The 22,141-nt window shown below is 69.3% G+C and carries 14 protein-coding genes, 3 tRNA genes and 2 pseudogenes; 8 read left to right on the forward strand and 11 right to left on the reverse strand.

Annotated features, from left to right (window positions below):
• Positions 1–70: 70 nt before the first annotated feature.
• From pstB to pstS, 4 genes are all read right to left on the reverse strand, one after another.
• Complete coding sequence (pstB, locus tag F1D61_RS06690) at positions 71–883, reverse strand: phosphate ABC transporter ATP-binding protein PstB (protein WP_203157029.1); 813 nt, start codon at positions 881–883, stop codon at positions 71–73.
• A 103-nt stretch (positions 884–986) separates the two neighbouring features.
• Entirely contained in the window at positions 987–1,880 is an 894-nt protein-coding gene (gene pstA / locus F1D61_RS06695; RefSeq protein WP_203157031.1) for a phosphate ABC transporter permease PstA, read from the reverse strand.
• A 25-nt stretch (positions 1,881–1,905) separates the two neighbouring features.
• Positions 1,906–2,880, reverse strand: a complete 975-nt coding sequence (gene pstC / locus F1D61_RS06700) for a phosphate ABC transporter permease subunit PstC (RefSeq protein ID WP_203157033.1) — start codon at positions 2,878–2,880, stop codon at positions 1,906–1,908.
• A 180-nt stretch (positions 2,881–3,060) separates the two neighbouring features.
• Complete coding sequence (pstS, locus tag F1D61_RS06705) at positions 3,061–4,098, reverse strand: phosphate ABC transporter substrate-binding protein PstS (protein WP_203157035.1); 1,038 nt, start codon at positions 4,096–4,098, stop codon at positions 3,061–3,063.
• A 310-nt stretch (positions 4,099–4,408) separates the two neighbouring features.
• Here pstS and F1D61_RS06710 point away from each other — a divergent pair, with 310 nt between their 5' ends.
• Both F1D61_RS06710 and F1D61_RS06715 read left to right on the forward strand, forming a co-directional pair.
• Complete coding sequence (locus tag F1D61_RS06710; protein ID WP_246775758.1) at positions 4,409–4,711, forward strand: hypothetical protein; 303 nt, start codon at positions 4,409–4,411, stop codon at positions 4,709–4,711.
• Between the two features lie 370 nt (positions 4,712–5,081).
• Positions 5,082–5,804 carry a sigma-70 family RNA polymerase sigma factor gene (locus F1D61_RS06715; protein WP_203157037.1) on the forward strand — a complete coding sequence of 241 codons (723 nt, stop codon included), beginning with the start codon at positions 5,082–5,084 and terminating at the stop codon, positions 5,802–5,804.
• Positions 5,805–6,187: 383 nt separating this feature from the next.
• Here F1D61_RS06715 and F1D61_RS06720 read toward each other — a convergent pair whose 3' ends face one another.
• The 3 genes from F1D61_RS06720 to aroA form a co-directional block, all read right to left on the reverse strand.
• Positions 6,188–7,810, reverse strand: coding sequence for an ABC-F family ATP-binding cassette domain-containing protein (locus F1D61_RS06720; protein ID WP_203157039.1), 1,623 nt, complete (start codon positions 7,808–7,810; stop codon positions 6,188–6,190).
• A 126-nt stretch (positions 7,811–7,936) separates the two neighbouring features.
• Positions 7,937–8,569, reverse strand: a complete 633-nt coding sequence (gene cmk / locus F1D61_RS06725; protein ID WP_203157041.1) for a (d)CMP kinase — start codon at positions 8,567–8,569, stop codon at positions 7,937–7,939.
• Positions 8,570–8,577: 8 nt separating this feature from the next.
• Positions 8,578–9,927 carry a 3-phosphoshikimate 1-carboxyvinyltransferase gene (gene aroA, locus F1D61_RS06730; protein ID WP_203157042.1) on the reverse strand — a complete coding sequence of 450 codons (1,350 nt, stop codon included), beginning with the start codon at positions 9,925–9,927 and terminating at the stop codon, positions 8,578–8,580.
• A gap of 171 nt (positions 9,928–10,098) precedes the next feature.
• Here aroA and F1D61_RS06735 point away from each other — a divergent pair, with 171 nt between their 5' ends.
• The 6 genes and pseudogenes from F1D61_RS06735 (at position 10,099) to F1D61_RS06760 (ending at position 13,158) form a co-directional block, all read left to right on the forward strand.
• Positions 10,099–10,488, forward strand: coding sequence for a TIGR02300 family protein (locus tag F1D61_RS06735; RefSeq protein WP_203157044.1), 390 nt, complete (start codon positions 10,099–10,101; stop codon positions 10,486–10,488).
• Positions 10,489–10,702: 214 nt separating this feature from the next.
• Positions 10,703–10,778, forward strand: a tRNA-Ala gene (locus F1D61_RS06740).
• A 97-nt stretch (positions 10,779–10,875) separates the two neighbouring features.
• Positions 10,876–10,951 (forward strand) — tRNA-Ala (locus F1D61_RS06745).
• Between the two features lie 96 nt (positions 10,952–11,047).
• Positions 11,048–11,123 (forward strand) — tRNA-Ala (locus F1D61_RS06750).
• 725 nt (positions 11,124–11,848) lie between these two features.
• Positions 11,849–12,085: pseudogene (locus F1D61_RS33980) on the forward strand (transposase); the annotation flags it as partial.
• Between the two features lie 218 nt (positions 12,086–12,303).
• Entirely contained in the window at positions 12,304–13,158 is an 855-nt protein-coding gene (locus F1D61_RS06760) for an alpha/beta fold hydrolase (RefSeq protein ID WP_203157048.1), read from the forward strand.
• Between the two features lie 3 nt (positions 13,159–13,161).
• Here F1D61_RS06760 and F1D61_RS06765 read toward each other — a convergent pair whose 3' ends face one another.
• The 4 genes and pseudogenes from F1D61_RS06765 to F1D61_RS06780 all read right to left on the reverse strand — a co-directional run bounded on the left by F1D61_RS06765 (position 13,162) and on the right by F1D61_RS06780 (position 21,997).
• The gene (locus F1D61_RS06765; RefSeq protein WP_203157050.1) at positions 13,162–16,344 is read right to left on the reverse strand and encodes a multidrug efflux RND transporter permease subunit; all 3,183 of its coding nucleotides are present in this window, start codon (positions 16,342–16,344) and stop codon (positions 13,162–13,164) included.
• A 1-nt stretch (position 16,345) separates the two neighbouring features.
• Positions 16,346–17,548, reverse strand: coding sequence for an efflux RND transporter periplasmic adaptor subunit (locus tag F1D61_RS06770; RefSeq protein WP_203157052.1), 1,203 nt, complete (start codon positions 17,546–17,548; stop codon positions 16,346–16,348).
• A gap of 423 nt (positions 17,549–17,971) precedes the next feature.
• Complete coding sequence (locus F1D61_RS06775; RefSeq protein ID WP_203157053.1) at positions 17,972–18,946, reverse strand: HpcH/HpaI aldolase/citrate lyase family protein; 975 nt, start codon at positions 18,944–18,946, stop codon at positions 17,972–17,974.
• A gap of 286 nt (positions 18,947–19,232) precedes the next feature.
• Positions 19,233–21,997, reverse strand: a pseudogene (locus tag F1D61_RS06780) (phosphoenolpyruvate carboxylase).
• Positions 21,998–22,141: the final 144 nt, after the last annotated feature.

Genomic DNA, 22,141 nt, shown 5'->3' on the forward strand with positions numbered 1-22,141 from the left:
CGCGGAAGAGGTGGGGCCTACGACGTGCGCCGGTCCGGCAGCCGGACCGACGCAATGACGACTTTGGACCTCAGCCGAACCGGCCGGTGATGTAGTCCTGGGTCTGGCGCTTCGACGGGTTCATGAACAGCCGGTTGGTTGGCCCGAACTCGACCAGCTCGCCGAGATACATGAAGGCGGTGAACTGCGAGATGCGCGCCGCCTGCTGCATGTTGTGGGTGACGATGGCGATGGTGAACTCGGAGCGCAGCTGCTCGATCAGTTCCTCGATGCGGCCGGTCGAGATCGGGTCGAGGGCCGAGGTCGGCTCGTCGAACAGGATCACCTCCGGGCGCTGCGCCACCGTGCGGGCGATGCACAGGCGCTGCTGCTGGCCGCCCGACAGGCCCATGCCGGACTGCTTGAGCTTGTCCTTCACCTCGTCCCACAGGGCGGCCCGGCGCAGGGCCTCCTCGACGCGGATGTCGAGATCGGCCTTGCCGAGGCGCTCGTAGAGCCGGATGCCGAACGCGATGTTGTCGTAGATCGACATCGGGAACGGGGTCGGCTTCTGGAACACCATGCCGACCCGGGCGCGCAGCTCGTTGAGGTCGATCGACGGGTCGAGGATGTTGCGGCCGTCGAGCAGGATCTCGCCTTCCGCGCGCTGCTCCGGGTACAGGCTGTAGATCCGGTTGAAGGTGCGCAGCAACGTCGACTTGCCGCAGCCCGACGGCCCGATCAGCGCCGTGACCTGGCGATCGAGGAAGTTGAGGTTGATGTTCTTCAGGCCGCGGAAGTCGCCGTAGTAGAAGTTCAGGTCCTTCACGGCGAGGCGGATCGCGGCGGATTCGTCGGCCTGGCTCTGGCCCACGACCGGCGCGGCGGTGGCGGTGGCGCTCATCGGTGTATCTCCGGGCAGGAGTATTTTCGAAGAAAATACGTCACAATCAGATGTGGGGAGCAGCACCCGGTCGCGGAGCGATCGGGTGCTGCCGACGTCCGGGTCAGCGCCCCTTCGGGCCGCTCAGGACGAGGCGGGCCACGATCGACAGGCCCAGGATGGTGACGGTGATGAGGAGCGCGCCGGCCCAGGCCAGCTGGCGCCAGTTCTCGTAAGGAGACAGGGCGAACTGGTAGATCATCACCGGCAGGTTCGCGACGCCGCCCATCAGGTTGGGGCTGAACCAGGAATTGTTGTTGAGCGCGGTGAAGAGCAGCGGCGCGGTCTCGCCGGCGATGCGGGCGAGCGCCAGCAGCACGCCGGTGACGATGCCCGATTGCGCCGCCCGCCAGGTGACGGAGCGGATCACGATGGAGAGCGGCGCGCCGAGTGCCGCGCCGGCCTCGCGCAGGGTGCCGGGCACCAGCCGCAGCATGTCCTCGGTGGTGCGCACGATCACCGGGGTGGCGATGATGGCGAGCGCCACGCCGCCGGCCCAGCCCGAATAGCCGCCCATCGGCCGCACCATCAGGGTGTAGACGAACAGGCCGATCAGGATCGAGGGCGCCGAGAGCAGGATGTCGTTGAGGAAGCGGATCAGGTTGGCGAGCGGCGAGCCGCGGCCGTACTCGGCGAGGTAGGTGCCGGCGAGCACGCCGATGGGGGTCGCCACGACGATGCCCAGCGCCGTCATCACTAGGCTGCCGAGGATCGCGTTGGCGATGCCGCCGCCCGCGGAGCCGGGGCCGGGGGTGACCTGGGTGAACAGGGCCGGCGAGAAGCCCTGCACGCCCTGGATGATGAGCATCAGGAGGATCGAGCCGAGCACGATCGCGCCGAGCGCCGTCGCCGCGGTGCAGGCGACGATCAGGAGCTTGTCGGCGGAGCGGCGGCCGGCGCGGACCCGGCCCCATTGCGGGGCGGTCGGGGCCGGCACCGCGGCGGGAGAGGCGTTCATCGGGGAGCGTCCTGCGGGTACGGGGTCAGGCCACCTTCGCGCGGCGCACCAGCAGCCGGGCGATGATGAGCACGATGAAGGTGACGACGAACAGGATGCAGCCGAGCGCCATCAGCGAGCTGAGCTGCAGGCCGTCGGCCTCGTTGAACTCGTTGGCGATGCGCGAGGCGATGGTCGAGCCCGGATCGAAGATCGAGGCCGACAGGCGGTTGGCGTTGCCGATCACGAAGGTGACCGCCATCGTCTCGCCGAGCGCCCGGCCCAGGCCCAGCATGATCGCGCCGATGATCGAGACCGAGGCCTGCGGGATCAGCACGTGGCGCACGACCTCCCAGGTGGTGCAGCCGATGCCGTAGGCGCTCTCGCGCAGCACGGTCGGGATCTGGTCGAGCATGTCGCGGGTGATCGAGGCGACAAAGGGCACGATCATGATCGCCAGGATGATGCCGGCGGTGAGCACGCCGACGCCGGACGGCACCTGGGCGTAGAACAGGGTGCCGACGATCGGCATGCCCTCGACCACGTTCGAGACCGGGATCTGCACGAAGCGCGCGAAGAGCGGCGCGAACACGAACAGGCCCCACATGCCGTAGATGATGCTCGGCACGGCGGCGAGCAGCTCGATCGTCATCGAGACCGGGCGGCGGGCCCAGCCGGGGCAGAGCTGCGTCAGGTAGATCGCGATGCCGAGCGAGATCGGCACGCCGATGAGGAGGGCGAGAAGGGCCGAGACCAGGGTCCCGATGACGGCGACCAGCGCACCGTACTGCTCGCGCCCGACGTTCCAGGCGCTCGAGGTCAGGAAGCCGAAGCCGAATTCCTGGAAGGCCGGCCCGGCGCCGTAGGCGATCGAGCCGAGGATGCCGGCGAGCACCGCCAGGACCAGCAGCGCCGAGACGAAGGCGGCGCTGCGGAAGATGCGGTCGCCCACGGGGCTCGGGGCGCGGCGGGCGACTGGGGGCCTTGCCGCCATTGCAACGTTCTCAGACAACGCGACCATCCGGGTTTCCCTTGGAGTGAGCGGCCTCTAGCGCGCTCGGCGGATCGAGGCGAGTCGGACGCGATCCTGCGGCCCTCGGGCGGCGGGATCTCGGCTTTCCTCAAGCGCCGCGCAGGCCCGCAGGCGGACCGGCGGAGGCGAGGAGGACGGGACCACCCCGCCCTCCTCGGGTTCAGGCGATCAGTTGCTCAGGACGGGCTTGCCGTCCTTGGTGATCGTCTTCCACTCGTCCTCGACCTGGGTGACGACCTTGGCGGGCAGCGGCACGTAGTCGAGGGCGGTCGCCATCTGGCCGCCGCTCTTGTAGGCCCAGCGGAAGAACTTCAGCACCTCGGCGGTGCGGGCCGCGTCGGCCGGGTTCTTGTGGACCAGGATGAAGGTCGCGGCGGTGATCGGCCAGGCCTTCGCGCCGGGCTGGTTGGTCAGCGAGATGCCGAAGCCCGGGGCGGACTTCCAGTCGGCGCCGGCGGCGGCGGCCTGGAACGACTCGTCGCCCGGCAGCGGATACTGGCCGTCCTTGTTCTGAATCAGGGCGACCGGCAGGTTGTTCTGCTTGGCGTAGGCGTACTCGACGTAGCCGATGGCGTTCGGAACCTGCTTGACGACGGCGGTGACGCCCTCGTTGCCCTTGCCGCCCTGGCCGGCCGGCCAGCTCACCGTGGTCGAGGCGCCGAGTTCCGACTTCCAGGCCGGCGACACGTCCGACAGGTAGGTGGTGAAGATGTTGGTCGTGCCGGAGGCGTCCGAGCGGTAGACCGGGGTGATCGGGGCGTCGGGGAGCTTCACGCCCTCGTTGAGCTTGGCGATCTTCGGGTCCGACCACTTGCGGATCTTGCCCTGGTAGATCTCGGCCAGGACCTCGCCGGTCAGCTTGATCTCGCCGGGCTTGATGTCGGCGATGTTGACCACCGGGACCACGCCGCCCATCACGGTCGGGAACTGGACCAGATCGCCCTTGGTCAGGGCCTCGCCCTTCAGCGGGGCGTCGGTGGCGCCGAAATCGACGGTCTTGGCCTGGATCTGCTTGATGCCGCCGCCCGAGCCGATCGACTGGTAGTTCAGGCCGTTGCCGGTCTCCTTGCGGTAGGCCTCGGCCCACTTGGAATAGACCGGGAACGGGAAGGTGGCGCCGGCGCCGGTGATGTCGAGGGCCATCGCCGAGGTGGCGATCTGGGCGGTCGCGAGACCGATGGCGAGCGCGTAGGAGAAGGGCTTCACTGTGTTCTCTCCGTATTCGGATCGGTCCGGCACGATGCGGGAGCGGCTTGTCCGCCCCCTATCCTGCGCGTCGACGGCCGGTGAGGACGCGACCGGTCTCCCCGGACTGCGTCGGATGTCGCCCCGGCCGAAGCCGGGGCGTCCACCGCGCCGCGAGGGATAAGGTCGGTGCGACGCCGCCCTATGACGATCCCATGACATCTCGATGACAAGGGCCGGCCGGATGCGACGTTCCGGCCCCCTTGCGCGTTGAGACGGTGAACCACCGCAGGCACTTGCGCCGCGACCCACACCGACACGGCGAGCCGTTATGCACAACCTCGACACGACGACAGGACGCGACCGGACCGACGGGAGCCGGATCGAGGACGATCGCGAGGAGGGTTCTCCCGACGATCCCCGGCGCCGGGAACTGATGGCCCTCCACGCCGAGCGGGCCGAGATGGAACAGCGCCTCGCCCGGGCGGAGCAGGAGCGGCTCTACCTCGCCGATCCCGCCGCCGTCGCCGCAGCGGCGGACGCGGAGGCCGCACTTCTGGCCGAGCTCGACCGCCTGATGACACGGATCCGCGCGGCGGAATACCGGAGCCAGCCCGGCGCCCGCAGCTGGTAGGCGCGCGACGATCACGGGACCCCGATCGCGGGACACGTCGATCTCGAGAAGTCGATCTTGGGAACCTGGGCAGTACGAAGCCGTTGCCCCTCGCGACCCGTGCCGTCGGCGCGGGCGCCGCATGGCCGTGGCGGCCGGCGAGGCGACGGGAGCGACGGCGATGCGGTGCGACGAGGCGCGGAGAGACGCTGCGATGCGGGGACGGATGCGGCGCTGCTGAGCCCTGCCGTCACCCGCGGCGATGCGCGCGTGTCGACAGGCGCGCGGCGCGCCCCACTTTCCCCCTCAGGAAGCTCCGGCGGGGTATTCACGCGAGCGGCCCGTCAGAGCGCCGCCGCCCCGCCTCCCCGCTTCAGAACGTGAGAGTCGCATGGCGTCCACCGAGAACCCGATCCTCAACACCGAATCCAAGCCCGGCCTGCCTCCGACCGTCCAGGTCCATCTCGGCCGCCAGCTGCGCGCGGCCTATGCCCCGATCGAGACCGCGGCGACCCCCGACATCTTCCTCGCGCTGATCGAGAAGCTCGAGGCGGCGCTCGCCGCGCAAGGCCGCGCCACCGAGCCGGAATTCCGCGAAGGGATGCTGGCCGCCCTGTCGTCGCTGCGCGCCTTCGCGCTCTCGCTCACCAACAACGCCGCCCGGGCCGACGACCTCGTGCAGGACACGATCCTGCGCGCCTGGCAGAACCAGCACCGCTTCCAGCCCGGCACCAACCTGAACGCCTGGCTGTTCACGATCCTGCGCAACGCCTTCTATTCCGAGCAGCGCAAGCGGATGCGCGAGGTGCAGGACGAGGACGGCTCCTACGCCGCGCGCCTGTTCACCGCCCCCGACCAGGGCCACCGCCTCGACGTGCAGGACCTGCGCGCCGGCCTCGCCAAGCTGCCGCCGGACCAGCGCGAGGCCTTGATCCTCGTCGGCGCCGAGGGCCTGTCCTACGAGGAGGTGGCGGGCATCTGCGGCGTGGCGATCGGCACGATCAAGAGCCGCGTCAACCGCGCCCGCAACCGCCTGGCCGAACTTTTGGGGTATGGCGACGACGATTTGACCGGGGACCGGATGATGCAATCGGCCATGGGCGAGGGTGTCTGAGGTCACTCCTCCCCCTCGCAACCTCATCCTGATACCAACGGTCGTTGGAAACGACCTTTGGTTCCGTTCTCGAATTTTCGTCAAGCCTCTGGCTTGGCATAGACAATTCGAGATGGCTCAATGGCCCGATGCGTCAGCATCGTGGGCCATTGATATGAGAAGTCAGTCGATCGAACATCCACTGACGTCTCGAACAGGGCTCCAGACGTCCTCAAGCTTGCTTGATCGATCTCTTCAGGCCTCGACCCACCGGCGTCGTTTCGGGGCCGCGTAAGCGGAGCCTTGATCCGGAACCTCGGTTGGAGCGGGATTCCGAGCCCCGCTGCGCGACTCCGGAATGTCCCGTGGGTTTCAGGGCCGTCGCGGGCGGCTGGTCGGGATCCTCAATGCCGCAGTCCCGGGGCCTCGCGCCCGGTCTTCTCGACGTATTCCGAATACCCGCCGCCATATTTCTGGATGCCGTCCGGCGTCAGCTCCAGCACCCGGTTCGACAGGGCGGCGAGGAAGTGCCGGTCGTGCGAGACGAACAGCATCGTGCCCTCGTACTGGGCCAGGGCTGCGATCAGCATGTCCTTGGTACCGACGTCGAGGTGGTTGGTCGGCTCGTCGAGGACGAGGAAGTTCGGCGGATCGTAGAGCATGCGGGCCATGGCGAGCCGCGCCTTCTCGCCGCCCGACAGCACCCGGCAGCGCTTCTCGACGTCGTCGCCCGAGAAGCCGAAGCAGCCGGCCAGCGTGCGCAGCGATCCCTGCCCCGCCTGCGGGAAGGATTCCTCCAGGAACTCGAACACCGTGCGCTCGCCGTCGAGCGTGTCCATGGCGTGCTGGGCGAAGTAGCCGAGCTTGACGCTGGCGCCGATCGTCACGATGCCCGAATCCGGCGCGGTGGTGCCGGTGGCGAGCTTGAGCAGCGTCGACTTGCCGGCGCCGTTGACGCCCATCACGCACCAGCGCTCCTTGCGCCGGATGCCGAAATCGAGGCCTTCGTAGATCGTGCGGCTGCCGTAGCTTTTGTGCACGGATTTCAGGCTGATCACGTCATCGCCCGAGCGGGGTGCCGCCGGGAAGTCGAAGGCCACGCTCTGGCGCCGCCGGGGCGGCTCGACGCGCTCGATCTTGTCGAGCTTCTTGACCCGGCTCTGCACCTGGGCGGCGTGCGAGGCGCGCGCCTTGAAGCGCTCGATGAACTTGATCTCCTTGGCCAGCATCGCCTGCTGGCGCTCGAACTGCGCCTGCTGCTGCGCCTCGTTCTGCGCCCGCTGCTGCTCGTAGAAGGCGTAGTCGCCCGAATAGGTGGTGAGCGAGCCGGCATCGATCTCGATGATCTTGCCGACGATCCGGTTCATGAAGGCCCGGTCGTGCGAGGTCATCAGGAGGGCGCCGTCGAAGCCCCTGAGGAAGTCCTCGAGCCAGATCAGGCTCTCGAGGTCGAGGTGGTTGCTCGGCTCGTCGAGCAGCATCACGTCGGGATTCATCAGCAGGATGCGGGCGAGCGCGACGCGCATCTTCCAGCCGCCCGACAGGGCGCCGACATCGCCCTCGACCATCTCCGGGGAAAAGCTCAGGCCCGCCAGCACCTCGTGCGCCCGGCCCTCCAGCGCATAGCCGCCGAGCTCCTCGAACCGGCCCTGCACCTCGCCGTAGCGCTCGACCAAGGCCTCCATCTCGTCGGCCCGGTCGGGATCGGCGAGCGCGGTCTCGATCTCGCGCAGCTCGGCGGCGATCTCGCTCACCGGGCCTGCCCCGTCCATCACCTCGGACAGGACGGAGCGCCCGGCCATCTCGCCGACATCCTGGCTGAAATACCCGATGGTGATGCCGCGATCGGACGAGACCTGGCCCTCGTCGGGCTGCTCCTCGCCGGTGATCATCCGGAACAGGGTGGTCTTGCCGGCGCCGTTCGGACCGACGAGCCCGACCTTCTCGCCGCGCTGCAACGCCGCCGAGGCCTCGATGAAGAGGAGCTGGTTGCCGTTCTGCTTGCCGATCTTGTCGAGGCGGATCATGGAATCGAGAGTCCGAAAATGAGGAGCGCGCCGGACCGGGACCGGACCGCGCGCTGGGAAGCTTTCAGAATCGTGCCACGGCTTCGTGGCGCGCACATGTCGAGGGCAAACGTCGAGGGTCTGACGTCAGTCCCCCCGGCCGCCCCGCCCGTCGACCACGTCGATGGCGGCGCGGAAGGCGGCGTCGGCGTCGAGGGCCGTGGTGTCGAGCACCACCGCATCCTCGGCCACCCGCAGGGGCGCCGCGTCGCGGTCGGCGTCGCGGGCGTCGCGGCGCTGGATGTCGGCGAGCACCGCCTCGTAAGGAACCGCCTCGCCCCGTCCGTCGAGTTCGCGGTGGCGGCGGCGGGCGCGCTCTTGCGCCGAGGCGGTCACGAACAGCTTCACGGCGGCGTCCGGGCAGACCACGGTGCCGATGTCGCGGCCGTCGAGCACAGCGCCCTCCGGCGCACCGGCGAAGCGGCGCTGCCAGTCGAGGAGCGCGGCGCGCACCGCCGCTTGCGCCGAGACGATCGAGGCCGCCTCGCCCATCGCGGCCCCGCGCAGGCGCGGATCGGCGAGGAAGGCCGGTTCGAGCCCCCGCGCCGCGGCCGCCGCCGCGTCCCTGTCCGCCAGGTCGCGATCCGCATCGAGGAGCGTCAGCGCCACCGCCCGGTAGAGCAGGCCGGTATCGAGGTGCGGCAGGCGATAATGCGCCGCCAGGCGCTTGGCGAGCGTCCCCTTGCCGGAGGCCGCCGGCCCGTCGATCGCGATGACCATCGGGCCTCTCATGCCGGTAAGGCGGCGCCGAGCGCCCGCATGTCGGAGAGGAAGCCCGGGTAGCTCGTGGCGATCATCGCGCCGTCATCGACCGTCACCGGCCGGCCTGCGGCCATGCCGAGCACCAGGAACGCCATGGCGATGCGATGGTCGAGATGGGTCTCGACCGTGCCGCCGCCCGCGGGCGCCGACCCGTCGCCGTGGACGATCAGGTCGTCGCCCTCGACCACGTGGGAGACGCCGTTGGCCTTGAGGCCCGCCGCCACCGCGGCGAGGCGGTCGGATTCCTTGACCCGGAGTTCGTGCAGGCCCTGCATCCGGGTGGTGCCCTCGGCGCAGGCCGCCGCCACAGCCAGCACCGGGTACTCGTCGATCATCGCCGGAGCCCGCTCGGGCGGCACCGTGACGCCCTTGAGGCGGCTGTGGCGCACCCGCAGGTCGGCGACGGTCTCGCCGCCCTCCTCGCGCTCGTTCAGCCGCTCGATGTCGCCGCCCATCTCCAGGAGCGTGGCGAGGAGGCCGGTGCGGAGGGGATTCATCATCACCCCCTCGATCACCACCTCGGAACCGGGGACGATCAAGCCGGCCACCAGCGCGAAGGCGGCCGAGGACGGATCGGCCGGCACCACCACGTCGGTGGCGGTGAGGGTCGGCTGGCCGGTCAGCGCGATGCGCCGGCCATGGCCGCCGGGGCCGATCGCCTCGACCTCGACGGTGGCGCCGAACAGGCGCAGCATCCGCTCGGTATGGTCGCGGGTCGCCGCGGCCTCCACCACCGTGGTGATTCCGGGCGCGTTGAGGCCGGCGAGCAGCACCGCCGACTTCACCTGCGCCGAGGCGACCGGGCTGTCATAGGTGATCGGCACCGCCTCGCGCGGACCGCGCAGGGTCAGCGGCACCCGGCCGCCCTCGGCCTGCTCGACGACGGTCACGCCCATCTGCACCAGCGGATCGAGGATCCGGCGCATCGGGCGCTTGCGCAGCGAGGCGTCGCCGTCGAAGGTCGCGGTGACCGGATGGCCGCCGACCACGCCCATCATCAGCCGCGAGCCGGTGCCGGCATTGCCGAAATCGAGCACGCCGGCCGGATCGGACAGGCCGCCGACGCCGACGCCGCGCACCCGCCAGCGCCCCTCCCCGTCGCGGTCGATCCCGGCGCCGAGCGCCTTGGCGGCGGCGGCGGTGCGCAGCACGTCGTCGCCCTCCAGCAGGCCCTCGATCCGGGTCTCGCCGAGGCTGAGCAGGCCGAGGATGATCGCCCGGTGCGAGATCGACTTGTCGCCGGGCGGCCGCAGCCGGCCCCGCAGGGCCGTCCCGGCCTGGGCGGTGATCGGGGACGGAGTGGAATCGTGCGACACGGGCAGACGGCCTGGTTCTTCGAGAATCGCGTGGGATGCGCGGGAAAACGGCCGGGTCGTTACCACGCGGGCGCCGCGCCGTCATCCGCCGGCCCTCCAGGTATTTGACAGGGCTGGCGGGCGCGACTAACCGGACCCACTCTCACCGACATCGACAGGAATGAAACGACCGTGGCCAGACCGGAACTCGGCTTGAAGCGCCAGTGCATGAGCTGCGGCGCGAAATTCTACGACCTCAGCAGGGACCCCGCCGTGTGCCCGAAATGCGGCACCGTCTACCAGGTCGCCGCGCTGTCCAGCAGCCGCGTCCCCACGCCGGCGATCGCCAACCGCGCCCCGCGCGAGGAGGAGACCGAGGAAGAGTCCGGCGCCCCCGAGATGGTCTCCCTCGACGAGGTCGAGGCCGCCGAGGACAGCGCCGACGTCTCTGTCGACGACGACGATGCCGACGTGGCCGATGCCGGCGGCGACGACGACACCTTCCTAGAAGAGGACGAGGAAGGCGGCGACGACGTCTCCGACCTGATCGACGGCGACATCGAGAACGACGAGGAATCCTGATCCTCTCAAGGGGACGATGACGGCGGCGCAGTACCGCTGCCGTCGCAAGCCCCTGGTCACGTTGTGGAATTCGCGACAGTCACGAAAACTTCGCGAAGACCCGCCCCGAGGGCTTGTGTCCGGCGCCACACCCTCATATACCGCCGCTCACCGGACGCGGCCCTCCCCGAGGGCACGGACGGTTCCGGGACGGACCCCATACGTCCCGTAGCGTGGGGCTTTAGCTCAGCTGGGAGAGCGCCTGCATGGCATGCAGGAGGTCAGCGGTTCGATCCCGCTAAGCTCCACCAAATCCTCCTGAGGTCCAGGCCGGGGAGGATCGGATCGCGCCGAGCGATCGAAGGAGGACGAGACCCGTCGGCATTCCCGGTGCCGCGGTTGATTGATGGGGCTTTAGCTCAGCTGGGAGAGCGCCTGCATGGCATGCAGGAGGTCAGCGGTTCGATCCCGCTAAGCTCCACCAAATCCTCCTGAGGCCCAGGCCGGGGGGATCCGATCGCACCGAGCGATCGAAGGACGACGAGACCCGTTGGCATTCCCGGTGCCGCGGTTGACGGATGGGGCTTTAGCTCAGCTGGGAGAGCGCCTGCATGGCATGCAGGAGGTCAGCGGTTCGATCCCGCTAAGCTCCACCACCATCCTCTCTCTTTCTCAGATTTGATGTCTCGGGTGGTCGCATAGGCGGCCTTTTTTCGTTGCGCCAATCGCCTCGGCGGTGCTGCTGCCCACGATCCCGAGCGCGGCCGGACCTTCCTCGAAATGCCGTCTCGGACGATCGAGTCGTCGCCACTCCCTCGCCGGCAAGCCCAGGCCGCCTTCGACGAAAGGTGACGTTGCGCGAGGCGAAGCAGGGGATGCGGCGGGCGCCCGCGAAACACGCGCCCAACCCCGAACCGGCCGAGCCACTCCCACACCGGCTCTTGTTGCGGGCTGGCTGCATCATGGGTGCGACGCAACGACAATGGCGCGGAAGAGCTACGGCACGGTCCGTGACTGCATTTCACGTATTCAAGTCGTTTGGAAAATTTTTTATACGCTTTATATTATTGTTACCACGGACCATAACGCTGTGGCGGTGAACGTTGCAGTTTTACATACATTAAAAATAGGAATATTATCATAGCGTAGACTGCCGCTTTGAACGCACCTATCTCCAAGTATTTACAAACTGAAACACCTAATCTTTTAAGCATCAAACGGATTAATCCGTTTGGCATTATGTTCGAACACAAACGATCTCGCCCCCTTCCCCTGTTGCAACGAGTCAACAAACTTCAACCGGCGGTGGGCACCCCGATTGAAGAAGCAGATTACCCTTGGTAATATGATTCCAGGCGGATGCGTGAGCGAGGGGATGTTGATGTTGACGGAGGCGCAGTGGGCTGTACTCGTGCCGTTGCTCGAAGGCTGCCGGCCTCGCGGCAAGACGCAGCCCCATGATCTCAAGCGAACCATCGACGCGATCCTCTGGCGGCACTGGCACGATACCAACTGGCGTGCCGTCCCGGCCCAGTACGGTCCGTGGTGGATGGCGGCCCAGACCTTCATCCGCTGGTCCCGCCTCGGCGTCTGGGAGCAGCTTCTCGTCCGCCTCGAGCGCCACTTCGAGGAGAGCGGCCTGCCGGTTCCGGGCATCGACCACGACGAGTTCGCCTATGGCGGCGCCCGCAAGAAGGAATTGCAGGACAGCGAGCTGCAGGTGCGTCAGATCGCCAACATCCTGCTGAGCCTGCAGAGGCAGCACGCCGCGGTGGCCTGAGCCGGCGCCGCCCGGGCCGGACGCGGCCGGGGCTCACCGGCAGCGAGGAAGGCAGCATGTTCGTCGCCGTCAACGGCATTCGCCTCTTCGTCGACGTCGAGAATGCCGGGCTCGTTCCAGCCGGCGACACGATGCGGGAGAAGCCGACCCTGCTGCTCCTGCATGGCGGTCCGGGCTTCGATCACAGCGCCTTCAAGCCGTTCTTTTCCGGGCTGAGCGACGTGGCCCAGGTGGTCTACTACGACCATCGCGGCAACGGCCGCAGCGAGGACGGCGACCGCGCCGGCTGGACGCTGACGCAATGGGGCGACGACGTGAAGGGCCTGTGCGACGCCCTCGGCCTCGTCCGGCCGGTCGTGCTCGGGATGTCCTTCGGCGGCTACGTCGCCCAGGCTTACGCCTCGCGCTATCCCGATCATCCGGGCAAGCTCGTCCTCGCCAGCACGGCCGCCAAGGTCGACTTTCCGGCGATCTTTGCGCGGTTCGGAGAACTGGGCGGCCCCGAGGTCGCCCGGGTCGCCGAAACCTACTGGACGGCCCCGACCGCCGAGAGGCGGGCGGCGTATTTTCGCACCTGCATCCCCTTCTACCGCCGCAAGCCCGTCGATCCCGGCAAGCTGCGGCGCGTGCTGGTGCGCGACGGCACCGCGCTCCACTTCAACGGGCCCGGCAACGAGCAGGGCCGCCTGGATTTCCGCCCCGTGCTCGAGCGTGTACGCTGCCCCGTCCTGGTCATGGCCGGCGCGCACGACCCGCTGGTGCCGCCCTCCGTCAGCGAGGCGCTCGTCGCCGCCCTGCCGCCCGACCGGGTCCGGTTCGCGGGTTTCGCGGAGAGCGGCCACGACCTGTTCGGCGACGAGCCGGAGCGGGCCCTCGCCGTCCTGCGGGAGTTCATCGAGATGGTGCCGTGAGCCCTACTCCGCCGCCTCGCGCAACCGCGACGGCGCCTCCCCGTCCTCCGACGCCTCATCCTTCGCCTCCGGCCCGTGCGAGCCGCCGGACAGCCAGGTCGCGAGCGTGTCGAGGTAGATGTAGATCACCGGCGTGGTGAACAGCGTCAGCACCTGGCTCACGGCGAGGCCGCCGACCATCGCGTAGCCGAGCGGCTGGCGGATCTCGGAACCGGTGCCGGTGCCGAACATCAGCGGGATGCCGCCGAGCAACGCCGCCATCGTGGTCATCAGGATCGGTCGGAAGCGCAGCAGCGCCGCCTTGCGGATCGCCTCCTTAGGGCCGATCCCCTCCTGGCGCTCGGCGACGATCGCGAAATCGACCAGCATGATGCCGTTCTTCTTCACGATGCCGATCAGCAGGATGATGCCGATCAGCGCGATCAGGCTGAAATCGTAGCCGAACCACAAGAGCATCGCCAGCGCCCCGACGCCGGCCGAGGGCAGGGTCGAGAGGATGGTCAGCGGGTGGATGTAGCTCTCGTAGAGGATGCCGAGGATCAGGTAGACCACCACCAGGGCGGCGACGATGAGGAGCGGCACCGTCGAGAGCGATTGCTGGAAGGCCTGCGCGGTGCCCTGGAAGCCGGTCGCCAGCGTCGCCGGGATGCCGAGATCCTTCGCCGCCTTGTCGATCGCCGCCGTCGCCTGGCCGAGCGCGACGTTCGGCGCGAGGTTGAAGCTGATCGTCACCGCGGGGAACTGGCCCTGGTGGCTGATCGAGAGCGGGCGCACCGGCACGGTGGTCCAGGTCGCGAAGGCGGCGAGCGGTACCTGGCCCCCGGTGGTCGGCGACTTCACGTAGATGTTGTGCAGGGAATCCGGGTTGCCCTGGAGCGCCGGCAGGATCTCCATGACGACGTGATAGCTGTTGAGCTGGGTGAAGTACTGCGCCACCTGGCGCTGGCCGATCGCGTCGTAGAGCGTGTCGTCGATGACCTGCGGGGTGATGCCGTATCGCGAGGCGGCGTCGCGGTTGATCGTGAGCGTCAGCGTGGTGCCGTCGGTCTGCTGGTCGGTGGCGACGTCGCGCAGCTCCGGCAGGGTCTTCAGCTTCTCGAGCAGCCGCGGCGACCAGGTGTTGAGCTCGTCGAGGTTCGGATCCTGCAACGTGTACTCGAACTGGGTGCGCGAGGCGCGCCCGCCGGTGCGCACGTCCTGCGAGGCCTGGAGGAAGACCTTCACGCCCTCCAACCGGGCGAGCTTCGGCCGCAGCCGGTCGATGATCTGGAAGGCATTCGCCTCGCGATCGTCCCGGGGTTTGAGGGTGATGAACATCCGGCCGGAATTGAGCGCCTGGCCGCTGCCGCCGATCGACATCGCGATGCTGGCGACATCCGGATCGGCCTGGATCACCGCGCCGACCGCCCGCTGCCGGTCCTCCATGGCGGCAAACGAGATGTCCTGCCCGCCCTCGGTGATGCCGACGATGAGGCCGGTATCCTGCTGCGGGAAGAAGCCCTTCGGGATCACCACGAACAGGTAGCCGGTGAGCGCCAGCGTGCCGAGGAAGGTGAGGAAGGTCACGACGTGGTGGCGGAGCGCCACGTCGAGGGCGGATTCGTACGCGTGCAACATCCCGTCGAAGACGCGCTCGCTCCAGCGGTAGAGGCGTCCGTGATGCTCGGCTCTGTGTTCCTTCAGGAAGCGCGAAGCCATCATCGGGGTCAGCGACAGCGACACGAAGGCGGAGACGCCGATCGTCATCGACAGCACGACGGCGAATTCGCGAAACAGCCGTCCGATGATGCCGCCCATGAGCAGGAGCGGGATCAGCACCGCGATCAGCGAGACCGAGATCGACACGATGGTGAAGCCGATCTCGCCGGCGCCCTTGAGCGCGGCCTGCATCGGCTTCATGCCCTCCTCGACGTAGCGGGCGATGTTCTCCAGCACCACGATCGCGTCGTCGACGACGAAACCGACCGCGATGGTGAGCGCCATCAAGGACAGGTTGTCGAGGGTGTAGCCGGCCATCCACATCAGCGCGCAGGCGCCGAGCAGCGCCAGCGGCACCGTCACGCTCGGGATGATGGTGGCCCAGAGCGAGCGCAGGAAGACGAAGATCACCAGCACCACCAGGGCGATGGTGATGAGGAGCGTGAACTGCACGTCCTCGACCGAGGCCCGGATGGTCTGGGTCCGGTCGCTCAGCGTCTGGACCTTCACGCCCGCCGGCAGCGAGGCGGTGATGCGCGGCAATTCGGCCTTGATCCGGTCCACCGTGTCGATGACGTTGGCGCCGGGCTGCTTGAAGATGACCAGGAACACGCCGCGCTGGCCGTTGGCCCAGGCCGCCTGCTTGACGTCCTCCGGCCCCGCCACCGCCTGGCCGATGTCGCGCACCCGCAACGGCGCCCCGTTGCGGTAGGCGACGATGACGTCGTTCCAGTCCTTGGCCCGGGTGAGCTGGTCGTTGGCATAGACCGTGTAGCTGCGGGTCGGGCCGTCGAAGCTGCCCTTCGGGCTGTTGACCGTGGTGATCGAGAGCTGGGTGCGGACGTCCTCCAGCGACAGGTCCTTGGCGACGAGCTTGGCCGGGTCGATCTGCACCCGCACCGCCGGCTTCTGCTGGCCGCCGATCAGCACCTGGCCGACGCCGGAGACCTGGCTGATGCGCTGCGCCAGCTGCACGTCGGCGGCGTCGTCGACCTCGATCAGCGGCAGGGTGTCGGAGGTGACCGAGAGCAGCAGGATCGGGGAATCGGCCGGGTTCACCTTGCGGTAGGTCGGCGGGCTCGGCAAATTCTTCGGGAGCTGCCCGCCGGCGGCGTTGATCGCCGCCTGGATGTCGTTCGCCGCCCCGTCGATGTTGCGCGAGAGGTCGAACTGCACGGTGATCGACGAGATGCCTAAAGCGCTCGTCGAGGTCATCTGGCTGACGCCGGGCACCTGCGCGAATTGCCGTTCCAGCGGCTGCGCCACCGTCGAGGCCATGGTCTCCGGGCTGCCGCCGGGCAGCTGCGCGGTGACCTGGATCGTCGGGAAGTCGACCTGCGGCAGGGGCGCGACGCCCAGCAGCGGATAGGCCACGATCCCGATGAACAGGATCCCGGCCATGATCAGCGAGGTCGCGATCGGAAAGCGGATGAAGTAGCCGGAGATGCCGCCGCGCGCGGTCTCCTCCTGCCCGGTGCCGAGCTGCATGTCAGCGCGCCTCGCTCGACGCCAGGGCGGCGTTGTCCGCCGAATGGGCCGCGCCCGCGGGCTTCGCCTCGGCGACCGACGCCCCCTCCTGCACCCGCGACTGGCCGCGCCAGACCACCGTCTGGCCCGGCGACAGGCCCGCGGTCACCTGGGTGCGGCCGTCGGTGGAGCGGCCGACGGTGATCGGCTGCATGTGGGCGCGGCTCTGGTCGTCGACCACGAAGGCGTAGAGGCCCTTCGGCCCGTGCTGCACGGCATCGTCCGGCACCGTGACGGCGTCGGGAATCGTGCCGGTGCGCATCTTCGTCGAGACCGAGACGCCCGGCCACAGGGCATGGTCCTTGTTGGCGAAGGAGGCCTTGAGCCGGATCGTGCCGGTGGCGGTGTCGACCTGGTTGTTGACGAGGTCGAGGCGCCCCTCGGAGAGCTTGGCCATCCCGTCGCTGCTCCAGGCCTCGACCGGGACCGGGCCGGCGGCGAGCGCCCGCATCACCTCGCCGAGCTGCTCCTCGGGCGCGGTATAGACCACGAAGATCGGCTCGACCTGGGTGATGGTGACGATCGCGGTCTGTTGCGCGGCGTTGACGATGTTGCCGACATCGATCAGCCGGAAGCCGGTGACGCCGTCGATCGGCGCCTGGATCGTCGCGTAGGAGAGCTGCGTCGCCGCGTTGTCGATCGCCGCCTGGTCCCCGGCGATCTGGGCGGTGAGCTGGTTGACCGTGGCGCCTTGCGTCTCGGTCTGCTGGCGCGAGGCGTAGTCGCCGAGCTTGGTGTAGCGCTCGAGATCCGCCCTGGCGTTCTTCACGTTCGCCTCGTCCTGGGCCTTCTTCGCCCTGGCCTGGTCGAGGGCGGCCTGGAAGGGCCGCGGATCGATCTGGGCGAGGAGCTCGCCCTTCCTCACCACCTGGCCCTCGCGAAAGCCGATCTTCAGGATCTCACCGTCGACCCGGGTGCGCACCTGCACGGTGTTGTAGGCCTGGACCGTGCCGAGCCCACCGAGCACCTTGGCGAGCGGGCCCTGCTCCACCTGGGCCAGGGTCACCGGCACGGGCGCCGGGGCGCGGGCGGCGGGCTTTGCGGCAGTCGCCTGCTCGCGGTGGTGCCAGGCATAGGCGCCGCCGGCACCGGCCATGATCGCGAGGGCCAGGAGCCATCCGCCGCGCCGGCGTCTCGTCGGGTCGGCGCCCTGTTCTGATCTCATCGCTCGCACGCTTCCACTGGGGCATCGTCCGACGGTGCGGAAGCCGCGTCGTCGGGCCATGCGGCAACGTCGAAGACCGGGAGCGGCGCAGGGTGGTCGGGCGACCGGCGCATCTCCAGTCCGGGGCCGGATCGCGAGGCGTCCCCGCGTCTCGCCCACAAGTCCCGACGACCCTGCGCCGTTCACTCCGGCGTAGCGGGACTTGGACGAGACACGGGTGACCAGCCGCCTTGAGCGGCCGCGCGAGCCAACATCTGTCGAACGTATGCCGGTGGACTGTTTCTAGCGTGTGCGAGATCCGTGCGGCGCGTCCGCGCGGTGGACATGTCCGGTCACCGGCCGGTGCAGGGCGACGCGGCATCCTCCCATGAAAAGACCGGCCCGAAGGCCGGCCCCGTTGCGTCCTTGCGTCCGCGCCGCTTCTTACGCCCGCGCCATGGCGTCGGCCTTGCCGATCAGCGCCTCGGCCATGCGGATCGACGCGATGTCGATGAGCCGCCCATCGAGGGAGACGGCGCCGCGGCCGGCCTTGGCCGCCTCCTCCATCGCCGCCAGGATGCGGCGGGCCTTGGTCACCTCGGCCTCGCTCGGGGTGAAGACGTCGTTGGCAAGGTCGATCTGCGACGGGTGGATCGCCCACTTGCCCTCGAAGCCGAGCGCCGCGCAGCGCCGCGCCGCCGAGGTGTAGCCGTCCGGATCGGAGAAGTCGCCGAACGGCCCGTCGATCGGGCGGAGGCCGTAGGCCCGGCAGGCGACCAGCATGCGGTTCTGCGCGAACAGCCACGGATCCTGCCAGTGGGTCTGGCGCGCACCCGCCTCGTCCTTGTCGGTCAGCACCGAGTAATCCGGGTTCACGCCGCCGATCACGGTCGAGCGGGCCCGCAGCGAGGCGGCGTAGTCGGCGACGCCGAAGGACATCGCCTCGAGTCGCTTCGAGGACTGGGCGATCGCCTCGACATTGGCCATGCCGAGCGCGGTCTCGATCAGCACCTCGAAGCCGAGCTTCTTCTCGCGGCGCTTGGCCTGCTCGATCTGCGTCACCAGCACGTCGATGGCGTAGACGTCCTGCGGCACGCCGACCTTCGGGATCAGGATCATGTCGAGGCGCGGGCAGGCCTCGACGATGTCTACCACGTCCCGGTACATGTAGTGGGTGTCGAGGCCGTTGATGCGGATCATCATCGTCTTCGTGCCCCAATCGATCTCGTTGAGGGCCTGGACGATGTTCTTGCGCGCCTGCTCCTTGTCGTCGGGCGCGACCGCATCCTCGAGGTCGAGGAAGATCACGTCGGCGGTGGATTTCGCCGACTTCTCCATGAAGGTCGGGTTCGAGCCCGGCACCGCCAACTCGGAACGGTGCAGGCGGGGCGTGGCTTGCTGGACGAGGGTGAAGCTCATTCGTGTTTCCTCCTGGGGATCATTTGGCGTTCCGTCGCGGACGGACGCAACGTGGCGGAAGGTGGGGGGCGGGGGCCCCGCGGAGATAAAGAAGAGGCGCGGGAAATCCCTCCCCCCTCTGCGGGAGAGGGGCAGCGCGACGCTGATCCAGCGAGCGCCCGTCAGAACGGTTCAGTCGTGTCCGGAAGCGTGGTTCCCCTCTCCCGGCCCCCTTCGGGGGCCACCCTCCCCCGCAGAGGGGGGAGGGGATGTCCCGCACTTCACCCGGCAACCGGGCGGCAAGACCTCACCCCGTCGCCCCGAACCCGGTGGCGACGCAGTTGATCGACAAGAGCAGCGCCGATTTCAGCGTCTCCCGCTTGCCCTCGTCGGTCTCGGCCCGGAAGCGGCGGAGAAGATCCACCTGCTCGCGGCTGACCTGGTTGAGCACCGGCAGCCGCTCGGTCAGCCTCCCGCGATAGAGCGGGAACCGCTCGGCGAGGCTGCGCGCCCCGCTCACGTCCAGCGCCATCGCGCAGGTGAGCCGGTACTCGGCCCCGATCATCGCGAAGACCGCCTCGCGCGCGCCCTCGTCCGGGCACAGGCCGGCGAAGTCGCGGGCGATGTCGAGGTCGACGGTGAGCAGGGTCTTTTCCACCTCGTCCATGACCAGGCGGAAGAGTGGGGAATGCTCGAACATCCGCCGCAGCAGCGCCCGGCCCCCTCCCCGCGCACGTCGAGCAGGCTCTTCAACCCGCTGCCGACCCCGTACCAGCCGGTGATGCCGTGCCGGTTCTGGCTCCAGGCGAAGACCCAGGGGATCGCCCGCAGGTCGGCGAGGCTCCGGGCACCGAAGCGGCGGGCCGGGCGCGAGCCGATGTTGAGGAGCGCGATCTCGTCGAGCGGGCTCGCGGCGCCGAAATAGGTCACGAGGTCCGGATGCGTCAGGAGCTGCGCGTAGGCCGCCCGCGAGGCCCCCGACAGGGCCTCCATCACGTCGTCGAATTCCGGGTTCGCCGCCGGGATCCCGTCAGCCGCCCCGTCGAGGGCGTGGGCCAGCACCGCGGAGGCGAGCAGCTCCATCTGGTAGGCGGCGGTGCCGCGGTTGGCATACTTGAACGAGACGACCTCGCCCTGCTCGGTGGTGCGGAACCGGCCCCGGATAGAGCCCGGCGGCTGGGCCGCGATGGCCCGGGCCGTCGGCGCGCCGCCGCGGCTGACCGAGCCGCCGCGGCCGTGGAAGAAGGCGATGCCGATCCCCGCCTGCTCGCCGACCTGGGTCAGCAGGCGCTGCGCCTTGGCCAGTTCCCAGTTCGAGGCGACGAAGCCGCCGTCCTTGTTCGAATCCGAGTAGCCGATCATCACCTCCTGCACCCCGCCCTGCTGGCGGGCGGAGCGGCGCACGACCGGGATCTTGAGCAGGGCCCGCATGATGGCGGGGGCGGCGCGCAGGTCGTCGATGGTCTCGAACAGCGGCACGATCGGCAGCGGGCAGATCTCGATGCCGGCCGCGTCGAGGAAGACGCCGGCTTTCTTCGCCAGCAGGTAGACGCCCAGGATGTCGGGGACCGAATGGGTCATCGACAGGACGAAGGACCCGAACGCCTCGCGGTCGAGGCTGCCGCGCATCTCGGCCACCAGCCGGAAGGTGGCGAGCGTCTCCTGCACCTCCTCGGGCAGGCCGGCGAAGTCGGGCGCGCCGTCGAGCGGGCGCGCCAGCTCGGCCTCGAGCCAGGCGGTCCAGTCCGGGGCATCGACGTCCGGCGGCTCGCCGTCATGCTCCTGGCGCCACAGGGCCTGGAGCGCCCGGGTGGTGCGGGTGGTGTTCTCGCGGATGTCGAGCCGCACGGTCGAAAAGCGGAAGATCTCGACCATCCGGCGCACCGGCCGCACCCGGTTGGCGGCGAGCGACGGGCAACCGGCCTCGGACAGCCCCTGCTCGAGGGCGCGCAGGTCGGCGATCAGAACGTCGGCATCGCCATAGCCGGGGCCCTTGATGTTCCGGTCTTTGGCGTCCTGGTCGCTCGGCTCGTCGTCGAGCCCGGCCACCGTCGCCGCGATGCGCCGGCTCAGGCAGGTGAGGAACTGGCGGTAGGGCTCGCCCGGATTGCGCCGCGCGATCTCCTCGCCGTCGGGCTGGGCTGCCAGCTGGTCGGCCAGCGCCGCCGCGAAGCTTTCCGGCACCGGCAGGGCGCGGGCGCTGATCGACAGGGTACGGGCGAGGCCGGCGACGCCGTCGCGGTAGCGCCGCAGGCTCGCCAGCGCGTTGCGCCTGAGCGTACGCCGGGTCACCTCGGCGGTGACGAAGGGGTTGCCGTCGCGGTCGCCGCCGATCCACGAGCCGAACTGGAAGAAGGCCGGCACCTCGAACCGCGTGCCCGGATAGGCCGCCTGCAGCGCCTCCTCGAGCGAGCCCAGGGTCTCGGGCAGCATCTCGAACAGGGTCTCGTCGAAGAAGTGCAGGCCCCAGGCCACCTCCCGGTCGACGGTCGGCTTCTCGAGGTGCAGTTCGCCGGTCATCCAGACCAGCTCGACCTCGTCGCGCAGGTCGTCCATCAGGGCCTGGCGCTCGCGCTCGGTCCAGCGCGGCATCTCCAGCTCCTTCAGGATCAGGTAGATGCGGCGGAACTTCTCCAGCACCGTGACGCGCTTGGCCTCGGTCGGGTGCGCCGTCAGGGTCGGGCGCACGCGCAAGCCGGTCAGCAGGGCGTGAACGGTCTCGGCCGGCACGCCCTGGGCGGCGGCCCGGGCCAGCACGGCGCTGAACGAATTCTTGAGCCGGTCGCGGCCGGCATTGCGCTCGACATGGCGGCGCCGGCGCATCGCGGTGTTCTGCTCGGCGATCGCGATCAGCTGGAACCAAATGCCCTGGACCTGCAACGCCCGCGCGGTCAGCTCCGGCGACAGCCCGGCAATGTCCGCCTGCCCGCGGAGCACCGCTTCCAGCTCCGGCTGGTGGCGCCGGCAGACATCCACCAGCGAGCGAAAGAGCACGTCGAGGGCGACGCGGTCCTCGGTGCCGGTGATCAGCGGCGGGACGAACGGCGTGTCGGGAACGGGAGTGTGGATCATCTGGGGGGCTCCCCGTGGGGGTCGAGGGAGTTTCCCCTCCCCCTTGTAGGGAGGGGTCATGGGGATCGAAGATCCCGCGTGGGGGTGGTGCCGCGTAGAGCGCGCGGTCTATCCGGCACCACCCCCACCTCCGGCTCCTCCCCA

Origin of the sequence: Methylobacterium aquaticum (genome assembly GCF_016804325.1) — a bacterium.
GTDB lineage: Bacteria > Pseudomonadota > Alphaproteobacteria > Rhizobiales > Beijerinckiaceae > Methylobacterium > Methylobacterium aquaticum_C.

Bases quoted from the DNA above. Each gene is read 5' to 3' on its own strand.
- pstB (WP_203157029.1), bottom strand. From the start codon at position 883: ATGAGCGCCACCGCCACCGCCGCGCCGGTCGTGGGCCAGAGCCAGGCC.
- pstA (WP_203157031.1), bottom strand. From the start codon at position 1,880: ATGAACGCCTCTCCCGCCGCGGTGCCGGCCCCGACCGCCCCGCAATGG.
- pstC (WP_203157033.1), bottom strand. From the start codon at position 2,880: ATGGTCGCGTTGTCTGAGAACGTTGCAATGGCGGCAAGGCCCCCAGTC.
- F1D61_RS06710 (WP_246775758.1), top strand. From the start codon at position 4,409: ATGCACAACCTCGACACGACGACAGGACGCGACCGGACCGACGGGAGC.
- F1D61_RS06715 (WP_203157037.1), top strand. From the start codon at position 5,082: ATGGCGTCCACCGAGAACCCGATCCTCAACACCGAATCCAAGCCCGGC.
- F1D61_RS06720 (WP_203157039.1), bottom strand. From the start codon at position 7,810: ATGATCCGCCTCGACAAGATCGGCAAGCAGAACGGCAACCAGCTCCTC.
- cmk (WP_203157041.1), bottom strand. From the start codon at position 8,569: ATGGTCATCGCGATCGACGGGCCGGCGGCCTCCGGCAAGGGGACGCTC.
- F1D61_RS06760 (WP_203157048.1), top strand. From the start codon at position 12,304: ATGTTCGTCGCCGTCAACGGCATTCGCCTCTTCGTCGACGTCGAGAAT.
- F1D61_RS06765 (WP_203157050.1), bottom strand. From the start codon at position 16,344: ATGCAGCTCGGCACCGGGCAGGAGGAGACCGCGCGCGGCGGCATCTCC.
- F1D61_RS06770 (WP_203157052.1), bottom strand. From the start codon at position 17,548: ATGAGATCAGAACAGGGCGCCGACCCGACGAGACGCCGGCGCGGCGGA.
- F1D61_RS06775 (WP_203157053.1), bottom strand. From the start codon at position 18,946: ATGAGCTTCACCCTCGTCCAGCAAGCCACGCCCCGCCTGCACCGTTCC.